The following is a 23,127-nucleotide window of genomic DNA, read 5'->3' on the forward strand; positions in this document are numbered from 1 at the left end:
GCGCAAGCAGCGAGGAAGACGGCGGCATGACGTCCTATCCAGTTTTCGTATTGAAACGATTTGGCCAATTCCTGCTCGTTGTCTTCCTCGGCATATCCGCGACGTTCTTCATCACCCACATGACACCGATCGATCCCGTTGAGGAAAGCATCGGGACGATCCAGCAGATGGGCCAATCCGATCCCCGCGCTGTCGAGTTGATGCGTCAGTCGTTGCGTGAGCTCTACGGCCTCGAGGGCTCCATCTGGCAGCAATATCTGCATTTCTGGGGGCGTCTTGCGACCGGCGATCTCGGGCCGTCGCTTTCGGCCTTTCCCACGCCCGTTTCCGCCATCATCGCGAGGGCGCTGCCATGGACGATCGGTCTGATGACGGTTTCCGTCATCCTGACCTTCATTCTCGGCAACGCGATCGGCGCGCTCGCCGGCTATTGTCGCAAGAGCGCGGTGCTGAAGGCCGTCAGCCTCGTTTTCATCGCCATGCAGCCGATCCCCTATTACATTCTCGCCTTCGTGCTGATCATTCTCTTCGGCTATGTCTGGCCGATCCTGCCGATCAATGGCGGTTACGAAATGAACACCAACCTCAATCTCTCTGTCACGCTGGTGCTCGATATTCTTCGTCATTCCATTCTGCCGGCGTTGTCGCTGATCCTTGTCGGGACGGGCGGCTGGCTGATCGGCATGCGGGCGCTGGTCTCCAATATCATCACCGAGGATTACGTCGTTTTCGCCGAGCTCGGCGGCGTGCCGAAGCGCAAGATCCTGCGCTCCTACATTGCCCGCAATGCCATGGTGCCGCAGTTTACCGGCCTTGCCATGTCGCTCGGCGCGGTCTTCAACGGTACGGTCATCACAGAAATCGTCTTCGGCTATCCCGGTATCGGCAATCTCCTGATTTCGGCCGTGCACGCGGGCGACTACAGCCTCGTCCTGGGGCTCAGCGCGCTATCGATCGTCGGTGTCGCTGCGGCCGTATTCATCATCGACATATTGGGTCCGCTGATCGACCCGCGCATAAAGGTGGAGTAGGCCATGCTGACGATCGTTCGCGACCTTGCTCGCCAGAATATGGAATTCCTTTTCGGTCTTCTGTTGCTCGCCATCATCGTCGGGCTGGTGATCCTGTCTTATTTCTCGCCCTATGGCCCAGCCGATCTTTATCTGCTGCCGCCCGACATGCCGCCGGATGGGCAATACTGGCTGGGTACGACATCGCGCGGCCAGGATGTCTTCTGGCAGCTCACGACGGCGCTTCGCAACACACTCTATTTCGGCATCGGCGTCGCCATCCTGTCGCGCATCATCTCGCTGGTCGTGGGGCTGGTGGCTGGCTATGCCGGCGGTGCCGTCGATCGCGTGCTGATGGCGATCAACGACAGCATCATGGTCATTCCGCAGTTTCCGTTGCTGATCCTGTTCTACTTCGTGCTCAAGGATGAAATGACCTGGACGGTGCTCATCATCGTCATGGCCTCGCTAGGCTGGTCCTACGACGCGCGCCTGATCCGCTCGGTGGCGATCAGCCTGAAGACGCGGCCTTTCACCACGCAGAGCGTCTATTCCGGCATGAGCATGCGCAAGATCCTCGTCGAGGAACATTTGCCCTATGTGCTGCCGATCGTTTTTGCCACGACGATGAACAACATGATTTGGTCGATTGGCATGGAGATCACGCTCGCGGTGCTCGGCTTCACCGATATCGAGACGCCGACCATGGGCATGATGATCTATTGGGCCAATGCGCATTCGGCGCTGATCGCCGGAACATGGTGGTGGGTTGCAGCGCCGGTCGCCGCCATCGTGGTGCTGTTCATGGCGCTCTTCCTGCTGTCGATGTCGATGAATGAATATAACGACCCCCGCAGTCGTTTGAACCGGATGGGAGGCTGAGGGATGGAGGCTGTCGTCGAGGTCAACAACCTCAAGGCATATTACCGGGCCTTCCTTTATGGCGTCGATCGCGAGGTGCGGGCGGTTGACGATATCAGCCTGTCGATCGGCCGCGGCGAGATCTATGGCGTTGCCGGTGAATCGAGCAGCGGCAAGACGACGCTGATCAAGACGATTGCAGGCGCCATCCGGCCGCCGCTTCGTGTCGTCTCGGGCACGGTCAAATTTCACTTCAACAATGGGACGCAGGATATTTACGCGATGACGCCGGAGCAGCGGGCGTCGCTTCGTTGGCGTCATCTCTCCTATATCATGCAGGGCTCGATGAATGTGCTCAATCCCGTGCGGCGCATCCGTCATTCCTTCACGGATTTCGCCTTCCGGCATATGAAAGCCGATCGCGGCACCTTCTTCGACCGGGTTGGCGCCCATCTCCAGCGGTTGAAGCTCGACGCGCATCTCCTTGATGCCTATCCGCATGAATTGTCGGGCGGCATGCGCCAGCGAATGACGATCGCGCTCGCCACCATCCTCACGCCGGAGTTCATCATCGCCGATGAACCGACGACGGCGCTCGATGTCATCGTCCAGCGCGACGTGCTGCAGATGATCCGCGAGATACAGCGCGAGATGGGCTCATCCTTCCTATTCGTCACCCATGACATGGGCGTACACGCCGCCGTTTCCGATCGTATCGGCATCGTCTATGCCGGCCGACTGGTCGAGGAAGCGCCGACGCGCAAGCTTTTTCACCTGCCGCTCCATCCCTACACGCAGCATCTGGTCGCAAGCCTGCCGCGGATCGGCGATGCCTCGACGCGGCCCTCGCTGGAAGGACGGCCGCCCAATCTCGCCATGCCGCCGGAGGGATGCCGTTTTCATCCGCGCTGCCCGAAGCGCATGGACATCTGCAGCCGCGAAGTGCCGCCTATGGTCACCGTGGAGCCGGATCGGCGTGTCGCCTGTTTCGCGGTCACGGGAGGAGCGCGATGAGCGATCTTCTTTCACTCTCGCATGTCAGCAAGATCTATCGTCAGGGCGGCATGCTCAGCCGTCGTCATATCACAGCGGTTCGCGATGTCAGTCTGAGCCTGGGAGAGGAGCCGGAAATCCTCTCCATCGTCGGTGAGTCGGGCTCCGGCAAATCGACCATTGCGGCGATGATCCTCGGCCAGACGGCGGCAACATCGGGCAGCCTGAATTTTCGCGGAAGACCAGTGGCCATTCATGGCCGATCCGAACGGCGCGCCTTCATGCGGGAGGTCCAGCCGGTCCTTCAGAATCCGTTCGAAGCGTTCAACCCGCTCAAGAGGGTCGATCGATATCTCTTTGAAACGGCAAGGAATTTCGCGCCGACAGGCTCAAGGCCAAGCCGAGCGGACGTCGAGCGTATTGCCGACGAGGCGCTTGCCCATATCGGCTTGACGCTTGCCGAGGTAAAGGGACGGTTTCCGCATGAGCTTTCGGGCGGCCAGTTGCAGAGAACCGCAATTGCCCGCGCGCTGATACCGCAGCCCCGTTTGCTGGTAGCCGACGAGCCGGTTTCGATGGTCGATGCTTCGCTCAGAATGGCAATCGTCAATCTCTTCGGTCAGCTGAAGAAAGAGCTGGGGTTGTCGATCGTCTACATTACCCATGATCTGGCGACCGCTTATTATATCAGCGATCGCATCATCATCATGAAGAAAGGCGAGATCGTCGAGCAGGGCGGTGCGCGAGCCGTCCTCGACAATCCGCAGCATCCATATTCGCGGGCTTTGAAGGAGGCTGTCTTGTCCACCACGCCCGAAATGGAGCCAGCATCGCTCGGTTGACCGATGCCTTCAACGCGAGATCCGGGTCGAAAGAATGATGGATGACAGGGTGCGTTCGACGCCGTCGATCGTGCCGATGCCGTCGATCAGCTGATCCAGCTCGGAGATCGACGGCGCCGCAATGATGGCGATCAGATCGAACGTGCCGCTGACGGAATGAAGCGTCGTTACCTCGGGGATCGCATTCAGCGATGCGGTCACCGCCGACAGCGCCTTCGGCGCGATCGTGATCAGCACATGCGCCCGAATGAGGCCGGACAGATAGGTCTCCGACAGCCGCACGCCATAGCCCGCAATCACACCCTCCCGCTCCAGCCGTTCGAGCCTCGCCTGAACGGTGGTGCGCGACAGCGACAGCTTCTTGGCGAGAGTCGCGACGGGCATTCTGGCATTCTGGCCGAGCAAGGCGATCAGTTCGCGGTCTTTATCGGTCACCTGCATGGCATTTCCTGCATTTTGCAAAATAGTTTCGTCGATTTGTATGAATTCATACAACGAAATGCATTTTTCGTCGCTATGAATCGTTCAGCTCCCGCTTACACTTATAAAAATCTTATCAATGAAATGCAGGGGAGTCATATGAAAGACATAGTGGTCATCGGCGCAGGCAAGATCGGTGGGGCGATCGCTCTGATGCTGGCTGAAACGGGCGATTACACGGTTGTTGTCGCCGACCGCAGCCAGGAACAGCTGGACAAGATCGACCACCATCCTGCGATTTCCACCGCCGCCGTCGATATTGCCGACCGCGCCGGGCTTGTCGGTGTTCTGAAGGGCAAGTTCGCCGTCTTGTCGGCCGCACCGTTCCATCTCACGGGCTTCGTCGCGGAGGCGGCGCTTGCGGCCGGCGTCCATTATCTCGACCTCACCGAAGATGTGGCCACGACCAAGAAGGTCGAGGAACTGGCCCAGGGCGCCAACACTGCCTTCATCCCGCAATGCGGCCTGGCACCTGGCTTCATCTCGATCGTCGCTAATGATCTTGCCAAGCGCTTCGACAGTCTCGACAGCGTCCGCATGCGCGTCGGCGCGCTACCGCAATATCCGTCCAACGCTCTGAACTACAATCTCACCTGGAGCACGGATGGCCTGATCAATGAATATATCGAGCCCTGTGAAGCGATCGTCGAAGGCAAGCTCGTCACCGTGCCGGCCATGGAAGAGCGCGAGGAATTCTCGCTCGACGGCGTCACCTATGAAGCCTTCAACACGTCAGGCGGCCTCGGCACGCTCGCCAAGACGCTGGCCGGCCGCGTGCGCACGATGAATTACCGCACCATCCGCTATCCCGGCCATCAGGCCATCATCAAGGCGCTGCTCAACGACCTCAACCTCAAGAACCGCCGCGACGTACTGAAGGATCTCTTCGAGAATGCGCTGCCCGCGACCATGCAGGACGTGGTCGTCGTTTTCGTCACCGTCTGCGGTTGGCGCGAAGGCCGCTACATGCAGGAGACTTATGCCAATAAGGTCTATGCAGGCATTGTTGCGGGCAAGAAGATGAGCGCCATTCAGATCACCACCGCGGCCGGCATTACCACCGTGCTCGATCTTCTCGCTCAGGGTAAACTGCCCTCCAAGGGCTTCGTCTGCCAGGAAGAAATCGACTTCAGCGATTTCCTCGCCAACCGCTTCGGACAGGTTTACAGCCTCGAGAAGATCAGGATGAGAGAAGCCGTCTAAGCGGCTACTTTATTTGATGTTTTGTATGTGGCGCCTTCGGGCGCCACATGTATTTCGGCTGTTGAGGAAACTTTCTGAAGGCTAATCAACCAGCCGCTCGAGGATCTCGATCGGGTGCGGGATGATCTGATGATCGATCTTGGCGGCCTGTGAACGACAGGAAAAGCCGGTCGCCATCACCACCGTCTGATTGCCGTTTTCGGCGATCCTGTCCCGCCAGCTCATCGCATAAAGCTTTTCCGAGAGGGCGCGATTGCGGACCTCGTGGCCGAAGGTGCCGGCCATGCCACAGCAGCCGACATCGGCCATATCTAGCTTGATCCCCAATTTCACGAAGAGCACGGACCATTGCTTGAGTGCAGCCGGGGCATTCGTTCGTTCGGTACAATGGGCAAGCAGCGTGAAGCGTTCGTGCGGCACAGCCTCTGATGCTGATATTCGGTCAATATTGGCCGCAAGCCATTCCTGAAGCAGCAGCACCGGCGCGTGCAGCTTGGCGGATGGAAGAGCTGCATATTCGCTGCGATAGGTCAGCGTCATTGACGGATCGATGCCGACAAGCGGAATGCTCATTTGCGAGATACGATCGAGATAATCACGCGATTTCGCTGCCGCCTTTTCGAAGCGACCGAGATAGCCATGCACATGCAGGGCCTTGCCGTTGTTCTCAGACATAGCGAGCAACGGTTTGAAGCCCATCTTCAGGGCGAGCTTGAGCGCGGCGATGACAACGGCTGGATCGAAATAGGTGGAGAAGACATCGGCTACAATGACGACCGCTTGGGCTCGCTCCTCTGTGGAGAGCTTTCTCAACCGTTCAGGAGTAGCAACCTGCACGCCGAGACGAGCAGCTTCCCTTTCCAGCGATACTGCAGGCATGGCGGGAAGCGCGGTGAGACCGGCAAGCCGCATCAAGCCCTGGCCGGCGGTCGATCCGGTCAGCAGATTGTAGCCTAGTTTGAAACGCGCCATTAGGGGCAGGGTCGTCTCGATGGCAGCAACGATTGGGTCCTTGAAGGGCCTCAGGTATCGGCCGTAATAGAGCTCGAGGAATTTCGATCGGAAAGCCGGAACGCTGACCTTGACGGGACATTGGCCGGCACATGCCTTGCAGGCGAGGCAGGTATCCATTGCCGCCCGCACCTCATGGGAGAAATCATTTCGATTGGCCGGGTTAAGGGAGTTGGCAATCCGCCGCAGGAGAACGCCGAAAGGGTTGCCACGGCGTAGCACCACCGCCTCGCGTCGCGGATCGACCTTCCGTTCGGCGAGCAGGCGCAGCCATTCCCGCATCAGCGCCGCGCGGCCTTTTGGAGAATAGCGCCGATCACTCGTTGCCTTGAAGGAGGGGCACATCGGGCTTGTCGCATCGAAATCGAAGCAGGCGCCGTTCCCGTTGCAATAGGCTGAATTGTCGAAGGCGGCGCGGATATCGTTGCCGATGATACGATCGAAGTCGCCACGCAGAGATACTTCATCGATCTTGAGCAATGGACGTGATGCGCCGGATGCGATCTTGCCGGGATTGAGGCGATCTTCCGGATCAAACGCATGCTTGATGTCCTGCAGGCTCGGATAAAGCTCGCCGAAATATTCAGGAACATATTCGGAGCGCACGCCCTTGCCATGTTCGCCCCAGAGCACGCCGCCATATTTGCGGGTGAGGGCAACGACGCCGTCGCTGATCTTGCGGATGAGTGGCTGGTGGTCGGCGCGGGTAAGATCGAGCGCTGGGCGAACATGCAGCACGCCGGCATCGACATGGCCGAACATGCCGTAATCCAGCCCCTCGGCATCGAGAAGCGCCCGGAACTCTCCGATATAGGCGGCCAGATGCTCGGGTGGAACAGCGGTATCCTCGACGAACGGCACAGGCCGCACCGGTCCTTCGACATTGCCGAGCAGACCGACGGCGCGCTTGCGCATCGACCAGATCGCCTCGATCTCGGTCTTTTCATGGGCAACCGTATAGCCCTTGTGGCAGGCCGCCGAGAGGTCATCAAGAGCGGCGGTCACATCCGCCAGCTTCCGTTCCAGCTCGTCGCGATTGTCGGCCAGCACCTCGACGATATTGATGCCATTGGCGGAGCCGGATGCATCCTCGGGAAAGAAGCGGGCGATGCTGCTCCAGACGATATCGCCCTTCGCCAGACCCAACACCTTCTCGTCGACTGTCTCGACCGAGGCGACCTTCAGCGCCACCAGCTGCCGCGCATCTTCGAGCGCGATGTTGAAATTGTTATAGCGAATGTTGATGAGCGCCGAATGCGCCGGGATCGGCAGCACGTTGAGTTCGGCCTCGGCAATCAAAGCAAGCGTGCCTTCCGAGCCGCACAGCACCGCATTGAGATCGAAGAGGCCGTCGTCGCGCCTGATATGGGCGAGATTATAGCCGGTCATGTAGCGGTTGAGTTTCGGGAAGGTCGCCGCGATCAGCTCGCTTTTGTCCCTGGCAATTGCATCAACGACGCGGTGAATTTCGCCGATCCGATCGTCGCGCGCCTTGATCTCCTCCAGCTCGGTCTCGGCCAGCGGGCGCGACCACCAGTCGCTAGCGTCTGAGAGCACCACATGCAGCCCGAGAACATGGTTGCTGGTCTTCCCGTAGAGACACGAGCCCTGGCCGCATGCATCGGTGGAAATCATGCCGCCGATCGTGGCGCGGTTGGAGGTGGAAAGCTCAGGCGCGAAGAACAGACCGTATGGTTTCAGCGCCTTGTTGAGCTGATCCTTGACGACACCGGCCTCGACACGGGCGATCTTTCGGACCGGATCGATCTCCAGGATGCGGTTCATATGCCTGGAGCAATCGACGACGACGCCCGACGTCAGGGATTGTCCGTTCGTTCCGGTGCCCCCGCCGCGGGGAGCGATGACGAGATCGGAAAAGGCGGGCTCGGATATGGCTTTGGCGATAATTTTCAGATCTTCGACGCCGCGCGGATAGAGAATTGCCGTCGGCTTGACCTGATAGATGGAATTGTCGGTCGAGGCGACCGTCCTGGCACCATTGTCCATCTCCACGTCGCCGCCAAAGCCGAGTGCTGACAGCCGACGGGTGAAGGCGTCGGTCTGATGTAGCGAACTGTCTTTCGCCGAAATGAGGCGTGGTATCATGATGCGAAGACTTCCGGCGTTTTACGCGGTGATTGGAGCACTCCCGCTTTTAAACAGAATTACGGGAATGCTCTATCTCTTTGTTTTCACGCAGTTCCGGATGGATAGCCGTTTTGTGCGTCGGTCGCAGTTGCTCTAGCGCCGGAGCGCCACGCAGGCCCTTTCGATGCGATCAAGCGCTTCGACAAGATCGGTTTCCGACGTCGCGTAGGAAATGCGGAAATAGGGCGACAATCCGAAGGCCGAGCCGGGCACGACGGCGACATGGGCCTCATCGAGCAGATAGGTGCAGAAATCCGCATCCGTCTCGATCATCTTTCCGGATGGTGTCGTCGTTCCGAGTACGCCGGCGCAGCCGGAGAATGTGTAGAAGGCACCTTCCGGCATCAGGCAATCCAGGCCTTCGATGGCATTCAGCCTGTTGACGACCAGATCGCGCCGGCGCTGGAAGCTTGCCTTGCGACCCTCAAGAAAGTCCTGCGGACCATTCAGCGCAGCGACGGCCGCGGCTTGGCTGACGGAGGAAGGGCAGGATGTCGCCTGGCTCTGGATGACCGCCATGGCCTTGATGAGAGCCTTGGGACCGCCGGCATAGCCGATGCGCCAGCCGGTCATGGCATAGGCCTTGGAGACGCCGTTGACGGTCAGCGTCCGACTCTTGAGGCTGGGCTCGATCGCAACGGGCGTGACGAACTCGAATCCGTCATAGACGATGTGCTCATACATGTCGTCGACCATCAGCCAGACATGCGGATGGCGCGACAGCACCTCGATCAGAGGCATATAGTCGGCCTTGGAATAGGCGGCACCTGATGGATTCGATGGCGAGTTGAGGAGCAGCCAGCGCGTCTTCGGCGTGATCGCCTTTTCGAGCTGATCCGCCTTCAGGCGGAAGCCGGCCTTGGCATCGCAAGGGATCAGAACCGGTACGCCGCCGCAAATCTCGACGATATCGGAATAGGAGGTCCAATAGGGTGTCGGGATGATGACCTCGTCGCCCGGATTGATCGAGGCCATGAAAGCGTTGAACAGGATCTGCTTGGCACCTGCCGCCACGGTGATTTCGTCGAGCGCGTAGTCGATGCCGTTCTCGCGCTGAAACTTTCCGGCGATCGCCTTCTTCAGCTCCGGCGTGCCGTCGAGTGCGGTATATTTCGTTTCGCCGCGATCGATGGCGGCCTTGGCCGCTTCCTTCACGTTGTCGGGCGTATCGAAATCCGGTTCGCCTGCACCGAGAATGATGACGGGCAGGCCGTCACGCTTCATCGCGCTGGCGCGCGCGCCGATCTGAAGAATGGTGGAAACGCCGATGGAGGCGATCCGCGAAGCGGGCTTGAAGCCCGCCTCTTCGATTTTCGTGGCGATCGTCATGGAGGTTACTCGATGTCGAAGGAGACGCCTTGCGCCAGCGGCAAGGCCTTGGAGTAGTTCACGGTGTTGGTCGCGCGGCGCATATAGGCCTTCCAGGCATCCGAGCCGGATTCACGACCGCCGCCGGTTTCTTTCTCGCCGCCGAATGCGCCGCCGATTTCAGCGCCCGAGGTGCCGATATTGACGTTGGCGATACCGCAATCTGAGCCGTCGGCTGCCAGGAAACGTTCGGATTCCTGCATGTCGCGCGTGAAGATCGAGGAGGACAGGCCGGCGGCAACGGCATTGTGCTCGTCGATGACGGTGTCGAAATCGTCATAGGGCATGACATAGAGGATGGGCGCAAAGGTCTCTTCCATGACCGGGCCTGCCTGCTTCGGCATTTCCACCAGCGCCGGCTTTGTGTAATAGCCGTCGGTATGGCCGACATCGATGCGCTCGCCACCGGTGACGGAACCGCCATGGGCCTTAGCCTCAGCAATTGCCTTCTGCATGCCGTCGAACGCCGCCTTATCGATCAGCGGACCGACGAGCGCGGAGGAATGCAGGGGATCGCCGACCGATACGCTCTCGTAGGCCTTCTTCAGCCGCGGAACGAGCTGATCGTAGACGCTTGTGTGAACGAAGAGGCGGCGCAGCGTCGTGCAGCGCTGGCCGGCCGTGCCCATGGCGCCGAAGGCGATGGCGCGCAATGCCATGTCGAGATCGGCCGAAGGGCAGACGATGCCGGCATTGTTGCCGCCGAGTTCGAGAATGGCGCGAGCAAAGCGCTGGGCAAGCCGCGGCCCGACTTCACGGCCCATGCGGGTCGAGCCGGTTGCGGAGACGAGCGGCACCTTCGGATGGTCGACCAGGATTTCGCCGATAGCGCGATCGCCGATCAGTACCTGCGAAAGACCTTCCGGCGCATCGCCGAAGCGGGCAAGCGCACGATCAAGGATGGCCTGCGAGGCAAGAGCGGTCAGGGGCGTCTTTTCCGACGGCTTCCAGACGACAGCGTCGCCGCAGATCAGCGCCAACGCTGCATTCCATGACCAGACCGCGACCGGGAAATTGAAGGCTGAGATGATGCCGACGACGCCGAGCGGATGCCAGGTTTCCATCATGCGATGGCCCGGGCGCTCGGTGGCAATCGTCAGACCGTACAACTGGCGGGACAGGCCGACGGCGAAATCGCAGATGTCGATCATCTCCTGCACTTCGCCGAGGCCCTCGGAGCGGATTTTTCCGGCTTCGATCGACACCAGGCGGCCGAGATCGTCCTTGGCAGCGCGCAGTTCTTCGCCGAGCAGACGAACCAGTTCGCCGCGCTTCGGTGCCGGAACAAGGCGCCAGGCGCGGAATGCGGCATGCGCCTTCTCGATTTTCTTCGCCGCTTCATCGGCCGAAACGGTCTTGAGGCTGCCGATCTTCTCGCCGGTCACCGGAGAGTAGGAGGGCATGTCACCCTCAGTATAAAGCGCCTTGTCGACGCCAAGCTTTTCGAGAATGGCGGCAGCTTCGGCTGCAACGGAAGGGGTCTTGGCTGCGATATTCATCTTGTGAAACTCCACTTGTCTTGATCCGGGTGGCGCGCGGCTGATATCGCCGCATCACCTCACTCGGCGGCGTCTTGTTTGGAAAGGGCTCGTAGGCAGGCGTCGATCGACGCCTGTTCGATGCCGGCGTAATGGTCGAATTCGTTCAGCACCTTCATGCCGAGATCGGCTTCGAAGCGCTGCTGGTTTGGGCTGGCGACGAAGTCCTGCTGCGCGCCATCGCCGAGATTGGACTGGAAAATGCCGGCGGCGCTGACGGGAAGGAAATCCTCGTAGACGATCGGATCGAACTGGACGAAGCCCTGGTCGATCAGCGCGTCGATATCCCCATGGCTCGTTGCGGCGGCCTGGCCCTTGGCGGTCAGCGAATAGGTGAAATAGCCGAGCCCTTCGGCGCGGATTGTTGCCCAGTCATCCGGGAATTTGGCAAAGCTCTGGGCAAGTGCCGCCTCATAATCGCGCGCGTTCGATCCGTCGGCTGCGGGGCGTACGATCTTGCGCGACTGATCGAGCAGCCTGTCATAAAGCGCGCGGCCCTTCGGCGTCAGCGCAATGCCGCGCTGTTCGATCTCGCCGAAGCGCGCGGTATGCGAGCCGGCTTCCCAGACGCCATCGGCATTGCGGAAGGAAACGGGTTCCTCTAGCGCCTTAAACGAGGTCTGGCGTAGCAGGATCGGGCAGTTGCGTGTCGGAGGACCCTCGACGACGGCCTTCGGGGCGATGTCATAATCCGGCATCAATGCCTGCACCTGATCGATATCGAGCGTGCGCGGCGTCAGATGATTGATGTGCGGCCCCTTGAAGGACACGACATCGGCAATCAAGCGATGGGCATCATGGAGGCGATGGTACATGCCGGCATCAACATTGGCCTCGTCATGCCAGCGGAAGGTTTCCAAAACCTCGCCGACGAAGCGCTGGGCGTCGTCCTTGTTCAGGCCGCCTTCGCGCTCTGCCTTTTCGGTGAGTGCTACGGCACCTTCCGTGAAAATCTGGCGCTTGGCGAGAATGTCCGCGGCGGCCTTGCGAAGATCTTCATCGGCGATGAGATCGAGCCGCAGCAGGGAGGTGAAGACGCGGAAGGGGTTGCGCTTCAGCTCCGCATCGCCGATCGGCCGGAAGGCGGTCGAATGAACCGGCACGCCGGCGGTCGAGAGGTCGTAATAGCCGACGGGATACATGCCCATGACGGCGAAGACGCGGGCCATCATCGCAAGTTCCGCCGCCGTGCCGAGCCGGATGGCGCCATGCCGCTCCTCGGAGATACGATCGAGATAATCGGTCGCCTCCAGCCGCTCCTTCAGCTTGGGCTGTGCGATGAGCGTTTCGTCATTGACGCGAGCGACCAGCTCCATGAGCGTGCCATAGGCGGGGACTTCCTCGCGATACATCGCCGACATGGCGGCTGAAAAAGCACTGCGAATATCGCTGGTCGAGACGTGATCAGGCTTCATGGGCGATCTCTTCCTGAAAGACTATGTCATTCCTATCTGGCAGAATATCTCTTGTTCGACGGCTGGTCTTGTGAGAGAAAATTCTAACTTGATGCAAAAATGGAATGATCATGCGCCGCCGCCTCATCCCTGACATCGTCAACCTGCAGGCATTCGAATGCGCCGCGCGCCATCAGAATTTTTCGCGTGCCGCCGAAGAACTCAATCTTACCCAAAGCGCCGTCAGCCGTCAGATCAGCGATCTGGAGCAACAGACAGGTCTGAAGCTGTTTGAGCGTGTTCGCCAGCGCGTCGTGTTGTCCGAGGCCGGGCTTCGGCTGTTACCGGAGGTGAAGGACCTGCTTCTGCGCTCCGAGCGGCTGATGATCGGCGCCGTTGCCGCCGGCCAGATGAAATTATCGCTGAAGGTCGCGACCTTGCCGACTTTCGGTACGCGTTGGCTGGTGCCGCGCCTCGGCCGGTTTCTCGACGAACATCGCGATGTCGCCATCACGGTAGAATCCCGGTCCAAGCCCTTCAATTTTGAGGAGGATAATTTCGATCTCGCCATTCACTACGGTCTGCCGGCATGGGCGGGAGCCGTCGCGACTTTTCTTTGTAACGAAACCGTTCTCCCCGTCGCCAGCCGGGAACTTGCCGGACGACTGGGTCTGATCTCGCCGGACGAGCTGTCAGGAGCCCCGCTGCTGCACCTGACAACGCGTCCGAAGCTCTGGGCGCAATGGTTCGATCTGCAGGAGCTGCCGACGGAGAACGCCTATCCCGGCGCGCGCTTCGACCAGTTTTCCATGATCATCGCAGCAGCCATCGCCGGGCTCGGTGTGGCGCTTCTGCCCACCTATCTCATCGAGGATGAGCTCAAGGCCGGCACGCTTCTGCCGCTGTTTAATCTGCCGATGCCGACCGAGAACAGCTATTACGTCGTCATGCCGGAAAAGAAGCAGACGAATGAGACGGCGACATTGTTTCAAGATTGGCTGCTGAGCGAGGTCACCCCGCAGTAGTCACCGCCTTTTCCAAGGTGGTCAAATCGTGTCGAATATGGCCGATGCTACGATGACTTCCGTGCCCGCGAGGCCGACCGAACAGAAGAGCGTCGTGTCGAGGAGCGACGTTCGACCGGCCGTATGGCCGGCGACTATTGTCGCAAGATCGAGCATTCGCTCCTCGTGCATGGTTCCGGAAAGGAAAAATGGAGACGCATAGGCGCGCGTTTGCTCAAGGGAATCCGTGGCGATGATGCTGGCCATGTTCGCGACATCCAGGCCGAGTTCGTGCCCCTTGAGCGTCTTCGGGCCGATCGTATTGATATGGACGCCGGCTTTTACATCCGAAGCATCGATCACCGGCCTGTCGCTGTTTGTTGCGCATAACACGATATCGGCATTGGCCACGGCTTTTGCGGCACTTGTAACCGGTTCAACGGCAATGCCGAGTTCCAATTGCATCTCTTCAGCGAAGGCGACGCAGTTTCTTGGGTTCCGGCTGAAGACATGGACGGAGCTTATGTCGCGAACGGCGGCAGCGGCAATGAGTTGTGTTCGCGCCTGAGCACCGCTGCCAATGATGCCGACCGTGCGGGCGGCCGCGGCGCTGAGGAGACGGATGGCTACGCCTCCGATTGCCCCGGTCCTGATCTGGCCGAGCCGTTCGCCCAAGATGATCCCTTGAAGTTCAGCGGTATCAGCACGCCAAACTGCGACGACCTGTGAATGCTGGTGGCCATCAAAAGTCTCATAGGCACGAAAGCCGGCAAGCGGCCGCTCGCCATCAATGCCGCCGACCGTGAACACGATGTCTCCACGATCGGGAAAGGAGACGTGATGGCGGGGTGGGGACACCAGCTTGCCGGCGGCCTTGGCTCGGAAAGCTGCTTCCAAGGCATCGATTGCCCCACGCATGACTGCGGCAGGGCATAAATCCTCGTCTTTCAATATCTTCATTGCGGGTCGGCCTCATTATGCCAGCCACTCTGCAACCTCAAGTGCAGTTGAGGTCAATAGCAGAGGCGGCTATTCTAGCGTTTCGCGTTGCCCAGCTTTTCAGGCGCAAGCCATTGAGTTTGATGAAGCCCTCGGCGTCATGGTGGTCGTATGCTCCGGAGCTTTCCTCGAAGGTGACAAGATCGGTCGAGTAGAGCGAAGCGGGCGAGGTGCGCGCGATCACGCTGGCTGAACCCTTGCAGAGCTTGAGCGTCACTTCGCCGCTGACATGGATTTGGCTCCGGTCTATCAATGCCTGCAGCATTTCCCGCTCGGGCGAATACCAAAATCCGTTGTAGATCAGCACAGCATAGCGCGGCATGATCTCGTCCTTCAAATGTGCAGCGGCGCGGTCGAGCGTGATGGATTCGATGCCGCGATGAGCGGCAAGCAGGATCGTGCCGCCTGGAGTTTCGTAAACGCCGCGCGATTTCATCCCGACGAAACGGTTCTCGACAAGGTCAATCCTGCCGATGCCATGCCTGCCGCCCAATTCATTGAGCTTCGTCAGGAGTGTAGCTGGTGCCATTGCTTCGCCATTCAGGGAAACGGCATCGCCCCTTTCGAAGCCGATGATGACGATTTCCGGTTCGTCGGGTGCCTCCAGAGGATCGACGGTGCGCTGGTAGATATGGGATGGCGCGATCTCGGCCGGATCTTCAAGGACCTTGCCCTCGGTAGAGGTGTGCAGGAGATTTGCGTCGGTCGAAAAGGGAGCCTCGCCACGCTTATCCTTCGGCACTGGAATTTGGTGCGCTTCGGCATATTCGATCAGTTGGGTGCGCGATTGGATGGTCCACTCGCGCCATGGCGCGATGATCTTGATTGATGGATCAAGCGCATTGGCCGCCAGTTCGAAACGCACCTGGTCATTGCCCTTGCCTGTGGAGCCGTGGGCTATGGCATCGGCACCCACCTCGCTTGCGATATTGACGAGATGCTTGGCGATGAGAGGGCGGGCGATGGAGGAGCCGAGGAGATATTGCCCCTCATAGAGCGTGTTTGCCCGGAACATCGGGAAAACGAAATCCCGAACGAATTCCTCGCGGACATCCTCGATCCTGATATCTGTCACGCCCAATTGCTCGGCCTTTCGGCGGGCGGGCTCAAGCTCTTCGCCCTGGCCAAGGTCGGCGGTAAAGGTCACGACTTCGCAGCCGTAGGTTTGCTGCAGCCATTTCAGGATGATGGATGTGTCCAGTCCTCCCGAATAGGCGAGCACGACTTTCTTGAGCTTTTTCGACATCAGCTTTCATCTCCATGTTGACGGCTGAAACGATAGGCCAATCCTCGCGCAATGAGCTTGCAAAGAGTTCAAGATTACGAGAGAGTTTGGCATATTATTCCACTGGATCGTTCTCAGGAGCTATATTGTGTCATCGACTCTTGACGAGATAGACCGGCGTATTCTCAAGGTGTTGCAGCGGGATGGACGCATTTCCAATGTCGATCTTGCGAAGGAAGTGGGGCTGTCGCCATCACCCTGTCTTCGCCGCGTGCGATTGCTGGAGGATGCCGGCATCATCGATCGCTATGTTGCCGTTCTGGACCCGGCAAAGGTGGGAGCGGGCCTCACCGTGTTCGCCCGCGTCTGGTTCAAGACGCAGGATGCGCAAGTCACCCTGCAGTTTGCGGAGGCTGTCAGGCGATTTCCTGAAGTCATGGAATGTTATCTGACCACGGGTGAATGCGATGCCGTCCTGCGCATCGTTACGACTGATCTGCACAGCTATTGGCGTTTTCAGGCCGACCACTTGACGCGCATCCCGAGCGTATTGAACGTCAAGACCGATGTGCCGATGGAAACGCTGAAGCGAAGCTTCGAGTTGCCTTTGGCCTCGTAGCATTGCAGCCAGCTGTCGGCCAATTATGGCGGCGGCGAAGTGCCGTTGAGCTTGCGGAGCCGATGCCTGCCTGCTCGGACCCTGGCGGGCATATCGGACCTGCAAGACAATTGATGTTTGGAGAGCGAAATGAGCATATTCGAAACGGCGATGCAGGCGACACGCCCGGTTCGCAAGCCGTTTTCCGGACTATTCCTTTGCCTTTGCCTCAGGGTCGATCATACGAGGCGAGGGAAGAAAGGGCTCCGACATCGATCTGGTCGTGGTCTTCGATCGGCTCGAAACCGCCTGGCGCGAAACCTTTATCGAGGGCGAGTTCCCATTCGAAGTGTTTGTTCACGACCCGGAGACGCTCAGCTGGTTCTTTGAGAGCGATATTGCGCGCGGCTATCCCGTTATCATTCATATGGTTGCGACAGGCCAGATCCTCGGGCCAAATCCTGACAAGGGGCAGATCTGGAGGGACTATGCTGCCAGCATTCTCCATGCCAGCCCACCGGGGCTGGAAGGTGAGAAGCTGAATGCTCTGAAATATCAGATCACCGATCTTCTCGATGACCTTCATGGTGAGCCGGCGGCTCCGGAGATACAAGCGATTGCCGCGCAACTCTACCAGCCTTTGGCTGACCTTATGCTGCTGGGACGAGGAAGATGGTCGGGCAGGGGCAAATGGATTCCCCGCCTGCTTCGTGAGGTGGATTGGCACTTGGCCGATAGCTTCGACGATGCTTTCGGTCGGGCCTCAGCGGGAGATGTTGAGGCACTGTGCAACCTGACGCATACCGAACTGGACCGGCATGGTGGCCCGTTCTTCGCAGGCGACAAGCGCATGGCATCGCAACAGGCGAGACGAAAGAGCCTTGTGCCCGGTGGTTGATTGTTAAGTGCTGATCGAAAAATTTTAAGCTTGAAATTTTTCTTGCCAACGCTCACACATTTTCCTTCGGGTCACTGCAGATTTTCGGCAGGATAGACGCGAGGTGAACTCGGGAGGAGGAAGCCGCCTTGAAGATGCATCCGCTGAAGGGGCCGAACCGGCTGAAGCTCGGTGTTTTTTCTGCCAATGCGGATGGCGGCCTTGCCATCACCGATGTGCCGGAGCGCTGGACGGCAGGCTGGCAGGATAATCTGACCGCCGCACAGATCGCTGACCGGGCTGGGCTCGAGTTCTTTCTGCCGATTGCCCGCTGGCGCGGTTTTGGAGGCAAGAACCGCGTGCGCGAATGGTCGTTCGAGACCTTCACCTGGGCGGCCGCGCTTTCGGCCGCGACCGAGCGGATCGGCCTTTTCATGACGGTGCACGTGCCGCTCGTCCATCCCCTTTATGCTGCGAAGTCGCTTGCGACGGTCGATCACATAAGTCAGGGGCGGGCGGGGTTGAACATTGTCTGCGGCTGGAACCCGAAGGAATTCGGTATGTTCGGCGTGCCGCTAGTCGAAAAGGGCTACGACCAGGCGGGCGAATGGCTCGAAATTGTCGAGAGGCTCTATGCCTCTGATGAGCCGATCGACTATATGGGCACCTATTACAATCTGAAGGAAGCCGTCAGCCGCCCTGCCAGCCTGCAGGCGCCGCGGCCGGTGACGATGAATGCGGCTTTCGGCGGCCCCGGCCGAGACTTTGCTGCCGCGCATTGCGACTATCTCTTCACCACCTTTACCGAGATTGATGAAGCCGGAAAGCATGTGACCGACATCGCTGCACGGGCGGAAGGCACGGGCAGGCAGGTCGGCGTTTATACGGTCTGTCACGTCGTCTGCCGCGAGACGCAAGCGGAGGCGGAGGACTATTACACCCGCTATGCCGTGACCATGGCCGATCACGCCGCCGTCGATCAGCACATGGCCGGCAAGAAGGAGTTCTCGCAATCCCATGATCGCGAGGCCTATGAGCGCTACCGGCAGCGCTTTGCCGGTGGAGCTGGCAGCTATCCGCTGATCGGCACGCCGCAGCGCATTGCCGAAGAGATGATTGCCATTGCCGAGCAAGGCTATGCCGGCATCGCCTTGTCCTTCGTCAACTATACGCAGGAACTGCCTTATTTCTGCGATCGGGTGCTTCCGATTTTGAAGAAGGCTGGGCTTCGGGTGGAGTGAACGACTGCTTCAATGCTTTGCACCTCGCGACTCGCGGGAATGTGATCATCCCTTTGATGGAGACATATTTGTCGCCTCAAGGCTGGTTTTTCAGGCCACTCACAGCAACGTCGCTTTCGTGCCGCGGTGTCGCGGGTGCGACATGTGTGCAACGCAGCAAAAAACTTGAGGTCAAGGGGTTTACAAGCGTGGCCCCGGATGGGATTCTTTTAGACGAAGGATGCTGCTTGATTGGAAGCGGCTTCATTCCCTTCAACCGGATGCCGCTAGTCTTGGCTCCGATGTGCCGCAATTTTGCTGGCGCTTAACCGAACAAAATCAATCCGAAGCCGGAATGCGGTTGCTCCCGTGTCTGGCTGTTGCCTTGTTGCGCCCTGAACATCACGAGGTCGGGGCATAGAGAATGCGGGCTTTAACATGGGCTTCAAGTCAAAACGCGTCCTCCGCGGCGTTCTTGGTCTTCTTGCGAGTGTCAGCTTGCCGCAGGTCACCAAAGCCAGCGATCTGATGATCTGGTCGCCGGTCAAGGTCGCACCCAGAACATACAAGGCCACTCTCGGTTTCCGGCTGCCGATGGCCTGGGACGTCAGCGCCGGCATGGATCTCGGGCTTGGTAGCGCCGCCACCGGCGCGATCTTGCGAAGCAGCAGCCTGGCAACGCTCTGGGGCACGGCAATCGACGATCACAAGCGCTTTTCGACCGTATGGCGCCGCGAGGTGTCGTTGAGGGTCGATGCGCTCAATAGCACGGGAGTGCTTTGCCTTGAGCGCTCGCGGAGCTGGACAGTGTCGGAAAACCTGGACATGAGCACTTCGAGGTCGCTGAACGTAAATTACGCGGGCACGCGGAGCGCGGCAAACTCCATCGTCGCGACGCAGGCCGTTACCGTTGCCGTTCCCTGGACAGGAACTTCGATCTCCGCGATCGGCAACCTGAAGGACGTCGGCAGTGCCTTTTCCAGCACGATCTCATTTCGCCAACCCTTGGCGCCGAACCTGAATTTCTCAGCGTCTTTTGCTGATCCGCAGACTTTGGCGCCAGCTGGCAATGTCCGTCTGGACTATCGCATCAAATGGTAGGGTAACCGCAGAGTTCGGGTGATGCGGAACAAATGCGGCTAGCGGAAGTTTAGACCTCGCAAGAAATCGATCTTGCTTGAGGTGTCGTGCCTCGCAAAGCCTGCCGCTTGCTCAGCTCCCTGCCGGCGGCAGGCTTGGCTTTCGTTGAGGTCATTCGTCGGACCCACCCACGCCTGCGGCCGTTTTGATTGTAATGTCCGGTTCGGCAAGTCGAGCCTTCAGCTTGGACACCACGTCATGCCGGACATCCGACCAGGACGATGTTATCGTCCAGTATTCTATGTCGAGCACGGCTTGATCGGCCGACAGATCATCGAGATAGACCTTCGGTGCAGGCGCGGCCTTGATGCGCTGATCCGCTTTCAGGATGTCGAGGATTGTCTTGCGGGCAAGATCGATGTCGATTTTCTCACCCATGGCAACGGACAATTGCTGGCGGCGGTCCGGCTCGCGGCTGTGGTTGAGGATGGGCGTGTTCCAGAGCGTCGAGTTCGGCGCCATGAGGTAGAGACCGTCGGCCGTCCTCATCTCCGTCGCAAAGAGTCCGATCTCCTTGATATAGCCTTTGACGTTCGTCGTCTCGATATATTCGCCAACCCGGAACGGCCGCAGGATCAGCAACATGATGCCGGCGGCGATGTTTTGAAGCGTGCCCTGCAGCGCCAGGCCGATCGCGAGACCAGCAGCGCCGAGAGCGGCGATGATGGAGGCGGTCTGCACGCCGAACTGGCCAAGCACGGTGATGAACACAAGGATGAGCAAGCTGTAGTGCAGCACATTCTGGAAGAAGATCGCCAGCGTTTCGTCGATGCCGCGAATGCGTGAGATGACGCGATAGGCCGAGCGGCTGATAACGCCTGCAAGAAGCCAACCGCCGATCAGGAGAATGATCGCGCCAAGAAGCGAGAAACCATATTGAACCGCGAGCGCCGAGGCCTGGTCGAGCGCGGAGCGGGTTGCGACGACGATGTTGGCGGCTTGATCGTCCATATCAAAACTCCATCTTTCCCCGGGGGGCAAATGAGAACTCGCGATCTTTGTTCCCGGTGAGCGAGCCTGTGAAAACGGATTGTTTCAATAGACTATAGGGCTGCTCTAGCTGAGTGCCGGGCGTCAGGCGCCGTTCTTTGCCCGATGTGGGCGGGTGGCGGCGGCCGCGGCGTAATGAACCTTCTTCTGCTCGTACATGCCGAGATCCGCGCGCTTGATCATCGCTTCCATGGTCTCGCCAGGCTGGCTCGTTGCAACGCCGACGGAGACGTTGAGTGGCGCGCTGGAATAGAACTGGTTGTTGATCTTCAACAGCTCGTTGATCGTCTCGACCATTGCAGCGGCGGTGATTTCATCGGCGCCTGGCAGAAGAACGGCAAATTCGTCGCCGCCGATGCGCGCCGCGTGATTTGGCAGCGAGACGACGCTGTTGAGCACCTCGCCCATGCGGCGCAACAGCGCGTCGCCGGCGTCGTGGCCGCTTTCGTCATTGGCTTCCTTGAGGCCATCGAGGTCGATGATGATGGCGGAGACAGGCCGAAGCGATTTGCGCTCCAGCCTGTTGAGCTCTTCCATATAGAAGGCGCGGTTGAAAAGCCGGGTGAGCACATCATGCTTGCCGAGATATTCGAGATAGGCTTCCGCTTTCTTGCGGGCGGTAATATCCGTCAGCGCCACCTGCACGAGCGACCAGTCGTTCTCGTAACCGGGAAATACGGAAAATTGCAGGAGAACATGGCGCTCCGATCCGTCGAGAGCGTAGTTCAGCACCTCGCGCTGATGGAAGAGGCGACCGTTCCACAATTCCATCAATTGCCCGCGAAAATGCTTCTCCATATCGCCGCGGAACACTTCACCGATCCGGTGAAGCAAGGTCTGGCGATCCGGCGCACAGAAGAGATCGAGGGTTGCCTGATTGACGTCAAGGACGCTGATTTCGCTCATGCATTGCTGGACGAATTCCGGATGCACATCGAGAAAGACCTGAAAGTCGACAATGCCGCGATCGCGGATTTTATCGAGCAGGATTTTCACGCGGCTGAAATCCTCGACCCAGAGAGAAACGGGCGAATGCTCGAACATGCCTTCCGCATAGCGGCGCTGGCGCTCTTCCTGTCTTCTTGCCTCCTCACGAGCCGTCACGTCCTCCGTGGTCAGCAGCAACCGGCTCCAGGAGCTCTCGTGACCCGGCAGGATGATGCCACGAAGCTGGATGTCGAGCCTTTTGCCGCCGAGCGAGTAGTTGACAGCCGTGCCGGAAAATTCGGTCTTGCCTTCCCAGAGCGCCACAAGTTCGTTCACATGGCTTTGCAGCATCTCGTCCCGGAAGACCTGCGAGAGATTTCCGACAAGCGTTTCGAAGGAAGGCGCCTCGAAAAGCTCAAGCGTCCTGGCGTTGACGGCAAGAAGCCTGATCTTCTGCGAGCAGATCGCAACGCGCTGCAAATCGGCAAGCAGATAGGAACGCAGGTCCGTCACACCTTCAGCGCGCCAGAATTCGAACTGCTCCTTGACGCCGCTGAAGTCCTCCAGCCACATGGCGACGGGGGCAAGATCGAAAATGGTGCTGCTGAAGTCCTGGGCGTTCATCATGATTCCCTGCGCCGGCAATAAAAATCAGTATTCGTAATACAAAGGCCGACAGTTCGCTAAGTTCTGGTTAGCAAGCCTTCGTAAAGCTTGCGTTGACATCAAGTAGCGGGTCAAGCCGGACGCTGCGCATCAATTTCTTTTGAACTCATTCTTGTTGAAAATATGCCCAGAAGAGGCTCTGGCTTGATTGCAATCGGTTTTGCCAGCTACAAGCAGTCACGTCTTCAAGAAACGCTCGAAGGCTTCGAGTGTCCGTTGGCTGACGTGATGTTCAATTCCTTCGGCATCATTTCTTGCCGTATCGGGATCGACGCCGAGACGGCAGAGAACCGCTTCCACGATCTCGTGACGTCGGCGGGTTGCCGCGGCCAGGCGCTGGCCTTCTTCGGTCAGAAAGACGCCGCGATAGGGGCGTTGTGTGATGAGGTTTTCCTCGGCTAGCCGCTTGAGCATCTTGGCAACTGTCGGCTGCGTTACTCCCAGCCTCTGTGCAATATCGGTCTGGCGTGCCTCGCCGGCATGTTCTATCAGATCGGCGATGAGCTCGACATAGTCTTCCATCAATTCCGTGCGTCGATCTTCGCGGCTTTTCTGAAAGGCCTCGGCGTGCGTCTCGATCTCGGTCGACGACAGACGGCTTTCCGCGGCGACAGGCAATTTCGTCAAGGCGGC

Annotated in this window: 20 protein-coding genes; 10 read left to right on the forward strand and 10 right to left on the reverse strand. The window is 59.2% G+C overall.

Going from position 1 to position 23,127, the window contains the following annotated elements:
• Nucleotides 1-26: 26 nt before the first annotated feature.
• The 4 genes from RTCIAT899_RS26475 to RTCIAT899_RS26490 are packed head-to-tail and all read left to right on the forward strand — an operon-like array spanning nt 27 to nt 3,706.
• Nucleotides 27-1,031, forward strand: coding sequence for an ABC transporter permease (locus RTCIAT899_RS26475; protein ID WP_015342900.1), 1,005 nt, complete (start codon nt 27-29; stop codon nt 1,029-1,031).
• Nucleotides 1,032-1,034: 3 nt separating this feature from the next.
• A complete protein-coding gene (locus tag RTCIAT899_RS26480) occupies nt 1,035-1,892 on the forward strand; it encodes an ABC transporter permease (RefSeq protein ID WP_015342901.1) in 858 nt (285 codons plus the stop codon).
• Between the two features lie 3 nt (nt 1,893-1,895).
• Nucleotides 1,896-2,885 (forward strand): ABC transporter ATP-binding protein, encoded by a 990-nt coding sequence (locus tag RTCIAT899_RS26485; protein WP_015342902.1) that lies wholly within the window; start codon nt 1,896-1,898, stop codon nt 2,883-2,885.
• The gene (locus tag RTCIAT899_RS26490; RefSeq protein ID WP_015342903.1) at nt 2,882-3,706 is read left to right on the forward strand and encodes an ABC transporter ATP-binding protein; all 825 of its coding nucleotides are present in this window, start codon (nt 2,882-2,884) and stop codon (nt 3,704-3,706) included. Before RTCIAT899_RS26485 ends, RTCIAT899_RS26490 begins: the two co-directional genes overlap by 4 nt.
• Nucleotides 3,707-3,715: 9 nt before the next feature.
• Here RTCIAT899_RS26490 and RTCIAT899_RS26495 read toward each other — a convergent pair whose 3' ends face one another.
• Nucleotides 3,716-4,147 carry an Lrp/AsnC family transcriptional regulator gene (locus RTCIAT899_RS26495; RefSeq protein ID WP_041678395.1) on the reverse strand — a complete coding sequence of 144 codons (432 nt, stop codon included), beginning with the start codon at nt 4,145-4,147 and terminating at the stop codon, nt 3,716-3,718.
• 138 nt (nt 4,148-4,285) lie between these two features.
• Here RTCIAT899_RS26495 and RTCIAT899_RS26500 point away from each other — a divergent pair, with 138 nt between their 5' ends.
• A complete protein-coding gene (locus RTCIAT899_RS26500; protein WP_015342905.1) occupies nt 4,286-5,389 on the forward strand; it encodes a saccharopine dehydrogenase family protein in 1,104 nt (367 codons plus the stop codon).
• An 81-nt stretch (nt 5,390-5,470) separates the two neighbouring features.
• On the opposite strand, the gene ydiJ is transcribed toward RTCIAT899_RS26500, so the two are convergent.
• The 4 genes from ydiJ to hglS form a co-directional block, all read right to left on the reverse strand.
• Entirely contained in the window at nt 5,471-8,506 is a 3,036-nt protein-coding gene (gene ydiJ, locus RTCIAT899_RS26505; protein WP_015342906.1) for a D-2-hydroxyglutarate dehydrogenase YdiJ, read from the reverse strand.
• Nucleotides 8,507-8,641: 135 nt separating this feature from the next.
• Nucleotides 8,642-9,877: a pyridoxal phosphate-dependent aminotransferase gene (locus RTCIAT899_RS26510; RefSeq protein WP_015342907.1), complete on the reverse strand. Its 1,236-nt coding sequence runs from the start codon at nt 9,875-9,877 to the stop codon at nt 8,642-8,644.
• A gap of 5 nt (nt 9,878-9,882) precedes the next feature.
• Nucleotides 9,883-11,415, reverse strand: a complete 1,533-nt coding sequence (gene amaB / locus RTCIAT899_RS26515; RefSeq protein WP_015342908.1) for an L-piperidine-6-carboxylate dehydrogenase — start codon at nt 11,413-11,415, stop codon at nt 9,883-9,885.
• 59 nt (nt 11,416-11,474) lie between these two features.
• On the reverse strand, nt 11,475-12,869 hold the full coding sequence (gene hglS / locus RTCIAT899_RS26520) for a 2-oxoadipate dioxygenase/decarboxylase HglS (RefSeq protein WP_015342909.1): 1,395 nt from the start codon (nt 12,867-12,869) through the stop codon (nt 11,475-11,477).
• 104 nt (nt 12,870-12,973) lie between these two features.
• On the opposite strand from hglS, the gene RTCIAT899_RS26525 reads away from it, so the two are divergent.
• Complete coding sequence (locus RTCIAT899_RS26525) at nt 12,974-13,873, forward strand: LysR family transcriptional regulator (protein ID WP_015342910.1); 900 nt, start codon at nt 12,974-12,976, stop codon at nt 13,871-13,873.
• 21 nt (nt 13,874-13,894) lie between these two features.
• On the opposite strand, the gene RTCIAT899_RS26530 is transcribed toward RTCIAT899_RS26525, so the two are convergent.
• Both RTCIAT899_RS26530 and RTCIAT899_RS26535 read right to left on the reverse strand, forming a co-directional pair.
• A complete protein-coding gene (locus tag RTCIAT899_RS26530; protein ID WP_015342911.1) occupies nt 13,895-14,812 on the reverse strand; it encodes an ornithine cyclodeaminase family protein in 918 nt (305 codons plus the stop codon).
• A gap of 37 nt (nt 14,813-14,849) precedes the next feature.
• Nucleotides 14,850-16,097: an argininosuccinate synthase gene (locus RTCIAT899_RS26535; RefSeq protein WP_015342912.1), complete on the reverse strand. Its 1,248-nt coding sequence runs from the start codon at nt 16,095-16,097 to the stop codon at nt 14,850-14,852.
• Between the two features lie 127 nt (nt 16,098-16,224).
• Here RTCIAT899_RS26535 and RTCIAT899_RS26540 point away from each other — a divergent pair, with 127 nt between their 5' ends.
• From RTCIAT899_RS26540 to RTCIAT899_RS26555, 4 genes are all read left to right on the forward strand, one after another.
• Complete coding sequence (locus RTCIAT899_RS26540; RefSeq protein WP_015342913.1) at nt 16,225-16,695, forward strand: Lrp/AsnC family transcriptional regulator; 471 nt, start codon at nt 16,225-16,227, stop codon at nt 16,693-16,695.
• 220 nt (nt 16,696-16,915) lie between these two features.
• Nucleotides 16,916-17,572: a nucleotidyltransferase domain-containing protein gene (locus RTCIAT899_RS26545; RefSeq protein ID WP_244441563.1), complete on the forward strand. Its 657-nt coding sequence runs from the start codon at nt 16,916-16,918 to the stop codon at nt 17,570-17,572.
• A 134-nt stretch (nt 17,573-17,706) separates the two neighbouring features.
• Nucleotides 17,707-18,792 (forward strand): LLM class flavin-dependent oxidoreductase, encoded by a 1,086-nt coding sequence (locus RTCIAT899_RS26550; protein WP_041678397.1) that lies wholly within the window; start codon nt 17,707-17,709, stop codon nt 18,790-18,792.
• Nucleotides 18,793-19,209: 417 nt separating this feature from the next.
• Entirely contained in the window at nt 19,210-19,872 is a 663-nt protein-coding gene (locus RTCIAT899_RS26555) for a hypothetical protein (protein WP_015342916.1), read from the forward strand.
• Nucleotides 19,873-20,022: 150 nt separating this feature from the next.
• Here the strand turns inward: RTCIAT899_RS26555 and RTCIAT899_RS26560 are convergent, their stop codons facing one another.
• The 3 genes from RTCIAT899_RS26560 to mntR form a co-directional block, all read right to left on the reverse strand.
• Nucleotides 20,023-20,862 (reverse strand): mechanosensitive ion channel family protein, encoded by an 840-nt coding sequence (locus RTCIAT899_RS26560; protein ID WP_015342917.1) that lies wholly within the window; start codon nt 20,860-20,862, stop codon nt 20,023-20,025.
• A gap of 123 nt (nt 20,863-20,985) precedes the next feature.
• Complete coding sequence (locus RTCIAT899_RS26565; protein WP_244441560.1) at nt 20,986-22,455, reverse strand: sensor domain-containing diguanylate cyclase; 1,470 nt, start codon at nt 22,453-22,455, stop codon at nt 20,986-20,988.
• Between the two features lie 216 nt (nt 22,456-22,671).
• The gene (gene mntR / locus RTCIAT899_RS26570; protein ID WP_015342919.1) at nt 22,672-23,121 is read right to left on the reverse strand and encodes a manganese-binding transcriptional regulator MntR; all 450 of its coding nucleotides are present in this window, start codon (nt 23,119-23,121) and stop codon (nt 22,672-22,674) included.
• Between the last annotated feature and the right edge of the window lie 6 nt (nt 23,122-23,127).

The sequence above is a fragment of the Rhizobium tropici CIAT 899 genome, assembly GCF_000330885.1.
Taxonomy (GTDB): Bacteria; Pseudomonadota; Alphaproteobacteria; order Rhizobiales; family Rhizobiaceae; genus Rhizobium; species Rhizobium tropici.